Raw genomic sequence first — 6,252 nt, 5'->3', positions numbered from 1 at the left:
CTACCCGTCCCATCCCCGGGGGCTGCGCCCCCGGACCCCCGCTGTCGGCCCTGAACGGGCCTCGTCCTCAAACGCCGGACGGGCTGAAAAATGCGGCCCCTCCGGCATCTGAGGAGCGGGAGTCCAGGGGGCGGAGAAAGTGCTCAGGCAGCGCCTGTGAAGTGTTCGGCCACCAGTACCCGGACGACCTCCACGTCCCCGGCGATCAACGCGTCCAGCAGCGCCGTGTGTTCCGCCGCGTCCGCGACGAGTTCCGCGCGGCCGCGGGAGGCGGGGGCGCCGACGAGGGGCCACTGGGCGCGGCGGTGGAGGTCGTCGGCGATCTGGACGAGCTGGTCGTTGCCCGCGAGGCCGAGGACCGCGCGGTGGAAGGCGCGGTCGGACTCGGCGTACGCCGCCCGGCTCCCGGTGGACGCGGCCCGCACCGTCGCCTCGGCGAGCGGCCGCAGCTCCGCCCACCGCTCGACCGCAACGGTGCGCGCCAGCCGCAGCATCACCGGCACCTCGATCAGCGCGCGCACCTCGGCCAGCTCACCCAGCTCCCGCGCCCCCCGCTGCACGACCCGGAACCCCCGGTTGGGCACGACCTCGACGGCGCCCTCCAGCGCGAGCTGCTGCATGGCCTCACGGACCGGAGTGGCGGACACCCCGAAGCGGTCGCCGAGAACGGGCGCCGAGTAGACCTCACCGGGCATCAGCTCACCGGAGACCAGTGAGGTCCGCAGGGCGTCGAGGATCTGCCCGCGCACGGAGGCCCGCTGCACGACGGGCCGGACGGGCGGCTCGGCGGGCGGCCGGTCGGCACGGACCTGCGGGGCGACGGCGTCGTCGGTACGGGTGCGCTCGGTGCGGGGCTCGGGCACACCGCCTTCGGGCCGCGGCCGTGCCACGCCGGCCGGTGGTACGGGCACCTCGGGACGCGGCCGCTCGCCGTGCGTGTGCTCGCCCCTCGCCGCCGTGAGCTGCGGCGGCACACGTACCGCCGCCGGCACCTCCGTCCCGGCGGAGCCCTGCGCGCTCGGCTTCACGGGTCCTCCTCCGGACGTGTCGGTACTTGGGGTCATTACGGCGGGTTGTTACTCGTCCGTCAAGCACCTTAGGCGCAGAAGCCCCCCGTTCAAATCCCGGCGATCTTGGGTAAGGTTAGGCTTACCTTCAAAACAGTCGTACAACTGTCTTGGATCGGTGGTTCCCGCATGACCGTGCGCACCTCGGCCCTCACTGACGCCTACAACCGTCTGACCGAGGCTTTCCCGGGATTCACCGTCGCGGAGCTGGACAGTGGGGACCAGGCCCCCAGGGGCGGCGGCTGGGTCACCGCCGCCACGCTCGCGGAGGGCGGGGCCGGCCTCGACGCCTTTCTGGCGTGGGACGACGCACAGGTACTGAGGGACCACGGGCGCAGCGGACGCCCTGACGTCATAGCGAGCTTCGGGCTGCACCGGTACGCCTGGCCCGTCTGCCTGCTGATCACCGCACCGTGGTTCCTCGAACGCCGGGTGCCGCGCTTCCCCGTGACACATGTCTCGTACGACCGGACCGAGGGGCCGATGGCCTTCGCCGTGCGGACCGACACCTTCGCCTGCCTCCCCGGCGATCCCGCCGCCGCGCTGCCCGGTGCCCGCGTCGTCCCCGACGAGGAGGCACTGCGGGCCGAGGTACGGGAAGCGATCGCCGAACACCTGGAGCCCGTGCTCGGCGGGTTCGGGCCGCGGATGCGGCGGCGCGGGCGGGCACTGTGGGGCATGGTGACCGACGAGATGGTCGAGGGGCTCTGGTACGTCGCCCAGCTGCTCGGCGAGAGCGAGCAGGCGCGGGCCCAGCACGAGCTGGAGCTGCTGCTGCCGGGCTCGACGAAGCCGTACGTCGGCGCGGCGGCCTTCCGGCAGCTGACGGGACCGCGCGGCGAGGCGCTGCCCACCCGGGACCGGGCCAGCTGCTGCATGTACTACACACTGGAGCCCGAGGACACCTGCGCCACCTGCCCGCGCACCTGCGACGCCGACCGTGTCGTCAAACTCCTGGCCGAAGCCACCAGTTGAGGACCCCCGGGGCGCGGGCGGAAGCGGACGTCCCGTAAGATCATCCGAGAACAGGGCTGCCACTCGGTTACAGGCGATTCACAATTTCCTCACCTGGCGCAGGAACTTTCCGTGGAACCACCCGTACGGGTAGTCTTATTCGAACTCAACTCCCGCCCCTCACGCGGCAGTTCGAGCAGAACGCCGCCCTGAGCATTCCCTTGCACCTCCTTGGCGGCCTCTTGCCCCGAAACCCCCTGAGGGCCAGTGAGATTGGGCCACTATGGCGGGCGTTACGCCCTATCCCAATGCAAGGGACCCCAGATGAGACTGACCGACATATCGCTGAACTGGTTGCTTCCGGGCGCCGTACTGCTCCTGGGCATGCTGGCAGCGGTGGCGGTGCTGGCGCGCGGCAAGCGGTCCGCAGGGGAGCACGCGAAGACCGAGGACTCTTGGGAGCGCAACGAGGAGCGCCGCAGGCGCAAGGAAGCCATATACGGAACGGCTTCCTATGTACTCCTCTTCTGCTGCGCCGCCGTCGCGGCCGCGCTCTCCTTCAAGGGTCTCGTCGGCTTCGGTGAGCAGAACCTGGGCCTGGACAACGGCTGGCAGTACCTGGTCCCGTTCGGCCTGGACGGCGCGGCGATGTTCTGCTCCGTCCTCGCGGTGCGCGAGGCCAGCCACGGTGACGCGGCCCTCGGCTCCCGGATACTCGTGTGGACGTTCGCGGGTGCCGCGGCCTGGTTCAACTGGGTGCACGCGCCCCGGGGCCTCGCCCACGCGGGTGCCCCGCACTTCTTCGCCGGCATGTCCCTCTCGGCGGCCGTCCTCTTCGACCGCGCGCTGAAGCAGACCCGCCGGGCCGCCCTGCGCGAGCAGGGTCTGGTGCCGCGTCCGCTGCCGCAGATCCGCATCGTCCGCTGGCTGCGGGCCCCTCGCGAGACCTACAAGGCCTGGTCGCTGATGCTGCTGGAGAACGTGCGCAGCCTGGACGAGGCGGTCGACGAGGTCCGCGAGGACAAGCGCCAGAAGGAGACCGCCCGACTGCGCCGCCGCGACAAGGAGCGCATGGAGCGCGCCCAGCTCAAGGCCATCAGCCGCGGTCACCGCGGATTCATCGGCCGCGGCGGCGGCAACGGCGGCCGGCCGGGCGAGGCCCAGGCCCTGGAGCGGGGTTCCGACATGGTCTCCGCGGAGCCTGCCATAGCGACCGCGGAGCAACTGCCCGTACGCTCACGGCCGTCCCTGCAGCCCGTCCGCAAGGGTACTGACCCCATCACCGTCGACCTCACCGCCGAGGACGACACCATGGCCCTGCCGCGCCTCGACTCCCTGGAGCGCAAGCTCAAGGACCTCGAGCAGCAGTTCGGCTAGGCCTTCGGGCACCACGGGAGGGGGGTACGGCCTGATGGCCGTACCCCCCTCCCGTTCGTCGTGCGAAACCGGCATCAGGCGAAATCCGGCGTCACGCGGACCCGGCGTCAGGCGGCCCCGGCGTCCAGTTCGAACCACACCGCCTTGCCCACCCCGTGCGCCCGCACGCCCCACGCGTCCGCGAGGGACTGGACGAGGACCAGGCCCCGGCCGTGCGTACCGTCGTCGGCGTTCGGTACGCGCAGTCTGGGCCGGCGGGCCACGAAGTCCCGTACCTCGACCCTCAGTCCACCGGGTCCGACGGTGGCCGTCAGCACCGCGTCGGTGTCGGTGTGGATGAGCGCGTTGGTCACGAGCTCACTGGTGAGCAGTTCCGCTATCTCCGATCGCCCCGGCCTCCCCCATTGTCGTAACAACTCCCGGAGCGCCCTGCGTACTTCGGGCACCGCCCGCAGGTCCGCCTTCCCGAGTCTGCGCCTGAGCTGAGACGCCTGCGCCTGATCCCCGGCGCCCGCGGCCACGTCCTCCACTGTCTCTGCCGAGAAGGCCCCGATCGCCATGGGACCGCCTCCTCGTGCCTGCCTCTTCATGACCCCCGCCCGCGTGCCGATGTCGGTTCCCCTCCTGCTCGAACACGTTCACGGGATCCATGCCCCGTCGGGCACTCGGCAGTCATGTCGAATCGTCAACGACCAGGTGTTCGGCCATGGTTGAGGTTCGCCGGAGCGAGGTCGGAACGTCCGCTCCCCGGCGCTTCGGCGCCGCGGAGGACGGCGCGGGGGCGCGTGCCGCCGGTTCCGGCGGGTGGCATGTGCCGACCGGCCGGCGTCCCGACCGGCCGGCGCCGGGATGTGCGGAAACCCCTGGTCGATCCACAGGTTCCGGTTGGCGCCCGGGCCTTTCGCCACGGCACCGGCCGGCCCGGCCGCCGCGCTGTGCGCAGGCGTGCCGGTGCGTCAGCCCCCGCGGGGTGCGACCGATCGCTGCTCCGCGAAGGCATCGGGGCTACGCCCCGGGGCGACACGCTGACCGCCGGCATCGGCCTTACCGTCTACCCCGGTCTGCCGATCCGGCCGTACCCGACGCAGCCGTGGGACGGCTGGTCCCGGACGCCGGGACGGGACGGGTCTTTGCCAGCCTTTGAATCTGGCCTGAACTCATCGCTTCCGTACCGGATTCCACACAGCGGGAGCCGCCCTCCCGTACCCCCGTCGCAGGAGGGCGGCTCCGCTTCTTCGGTTGGTCTCACATGAGGGGTCGGTCTCAGTACAGCTTGTCGACCGCGGTGGTGGTCGTCTTCTTGAACGCCTTCACCGGTGCGTGGGCGAGGTCGCCCAGCTGCCCCCACTGCACCACGGTGACGGTCCGCCCGTCCCGGCCGACCGACAGCAGGTGGACGTCGGAGGCGCCCCAGGAGGCGGCGGTGTGCAGACCGTGGACGCGGGCGCCCTCCTCCACCGGCAGCGTGCCGTAGTTCTTGTACGTGGCGTCGATCTCCGGTTCGGACTGCTCGATGCGCGCGGCGCAGGAGCGCATCTCCTTGTTCAGGCGGTCGGCGAGCGCCTTGGCCTTGGCGTTGGTGCCGACGACGATCGTGAGCTGTTGGGCGTTGGTCTCCAGTTCGGTGGTGAACGAGCGGTACCGGGAGTCGTAGCCCGGCAGCGTCTCCCTCAGGCAGCTCAGGAGTTCGTCCGGGACGCCGTCGGTGACCTTGCCCGCCTTCCAGGCCGATGAGGGGTGCGGCGGCAGTTGGGCCGCCGACAGGAATTTCGGCGCTGCCTGCGGTGCGGCGTCCGCCGGTGCGGCGAGCGTCGCGCCGAGGGCGAGGCCCGTGACGGCGACGGCGAGCAGTGCGCCGGCTCGGGTGCGCTTGGGCATGGGTGTCCCCCGTGTACGAGTGAGTGCTTGGATGTGGGATGCCGCCGACGGCGGATGGTCGGTCCGGCCGGTCGGTGCGACACCAAGAGCATCAGCCGTCACAGGCGGAGGGCGCAACAGCCGGCGCCCGATCCGCCACGGTGGAACCATCCCAGCCCGTCTGACGTGCAGGTACATGGGGTGCCTGGGATGGGGCCCGGTCCGGGAGACGCAGGGGGAACGTTGTCAGATCGGGACGGCGCGAGCGATGTCGCGGAGTTCGCGGCGCTGCTCACGCGGCTGAAGGAACGTACGGACCGCAGCTACGGCCAGCTGGCCCGGCGGCTGCACATGAACACCTCGACGCTGCACCGCTACTGCGCGGGCGACGCGGTCCCTCTCGACTTCGCTCCCGTGGAGCGCTTCGCCGCGCTGTGCGGGGCGACGGCGGAGGAACGTCTGGAGCTGCACCGGCTGTGGCTGCCGGCGGTGGCGGCACGGCAGCGGCCACGGACACCGGTGCCGGAGAACGAGCCCGCAGCCGAACCCGAGCCCGAGTCGGTGCCGGAGACCCGGCCCGAGGCCGAACCGGGGCCGGTGGCGAAGGCGGAGGCGGAGGTGGAAGCGGAGGCGGAGGCGGAGGCGGAGGCCGATCCGGTCACGAACCTGGGCGCGCCTCCCGCCCCGCTCCCCTGGTACCGCCGTCGCCGCGTCCTGGTGACGACGGCCGTCGCCGTCGCCTCGGCGGCCACACTCGCCGGCCTGTCCGCCCTGTCGAACGACCGTTCCTCGTCCACCGACGCCGTACAGCCCACCGATCCCGGCCGTACGAGCCCGACCGCCCCCGAGTCCCCCGGCCCCGGCACCGCGAAGAAGCCGACGGCGACCCCGCCCCGCGCCAGCGCCCGACCGGTCGCGCGGGCCACAGCCTCCATGGGCAGTCCGGCCAGGACGGGAACGTATTTGTTCACCTGCTCCAGGACGTAGATCTCGTCCC

At 71.9% G+C, this 6,252-nt stretch carries 6 protein-coding genes; 3 read left to right on the top strand and 3 right to left on the bottom strand.

The window, feature by feature from the left end:
* Positions 1–143 precede the first annotated feature (143 nt).
* A complete protein-coding gene (locus HLK59_RS47200) occupies positions 144–1,028 on the bottom strand; it encodes a GntR family transcriptional regulator (protein WP_346779994.1) in 885 nt (294 codons plus the stop codon).
* A 168-nt stretch (positions 1,029–1,196) separates the two neighbouring features.
* On the opposite strand from HLK59_RS47200, the gene HLK59_RS47195 reads away from it, so the two are divergent.
* A complete protein-coding gene (locus HLK59_RS47195; RefSeq protein WP_171147853.1) occupies positions 1,197–2,042 on the top strand; it encodes a (2Fe-2S)-binding protein in 846 nt (281 codons plus the stop codon).
* A 303-nt stretch (positions 2,043–2,345) separates the two neighbouring features.
* Positions 2,346–3,398: a DUF2637 domain-containing protein gene (locus HLK59_RS47190; protein ID WP_171147852.1), complete on the top strand. Its 1,053-nt coding sequence runs from the start codon at positions 2,346–2,348 to the stop codon at positions 3,396–3,398.
* 107 nt (positions 3,399–3,505) lie between these two features.
* Here HLK59_RS47190 and HLK59_RS47185 read toward each other — a convergent pair whose 3' ends face one another.
* Together HLK59_RS47185 and HLK59_RS47180 are read right to left on the bottom strand one after the other, a co-directional pair.
* Entirely contained in the window at positions 3,506–3,958 is a 453-nt protein-coding gene (locus HLK59_RS47185; protein ID WP_240983054.1) for an ATP-binding protein, read from the bottom strand.
* Positions 3,959–4,661: 703 nt separating this feature from the next.
* A complete protein-coding gene (locus HLK59_RS47180) occupies positions 4,662–5,276 on the bottom strand; it encodes a hypothetical protein (protein ID WP_171147850.1) in 615 nt (204 codons plus the stop codon).
* A 222-nt stretch (positions 5,277–5,498) separates the two neighbouring features.
* On the opposite strand from HLK59_RS47180, the gene HLK59_RS47175 reads away from it, so the two are divergent.
* On the top strand, positions 5,499–6,242 hold the full coding sequence (locus HLK59_RS47175; protein WP_240983053.1) for a helix-turn-helix transcriptional regulator: 744 nt from the start codon (positions 5,499–5,501) through the stop codon (positions 6,240–6,242).
* Positions 6,243–6,252: the final 10 nt, after the last annotated feature.

The organism is Streptomyces sp. S3(2020), assembly GCF_013044505.1.
In the GTDB taxonomy this organism is placed as follows: Bacteria; Actinomycetota; Actinomycetes; order Streptomycetales; family Streptomycetaceae; genus Streptomyces.
Note: the sequence above shows the minus strand (reverse complement) of the source record. Positions and strands in the feature narration are given on the sequence as shown.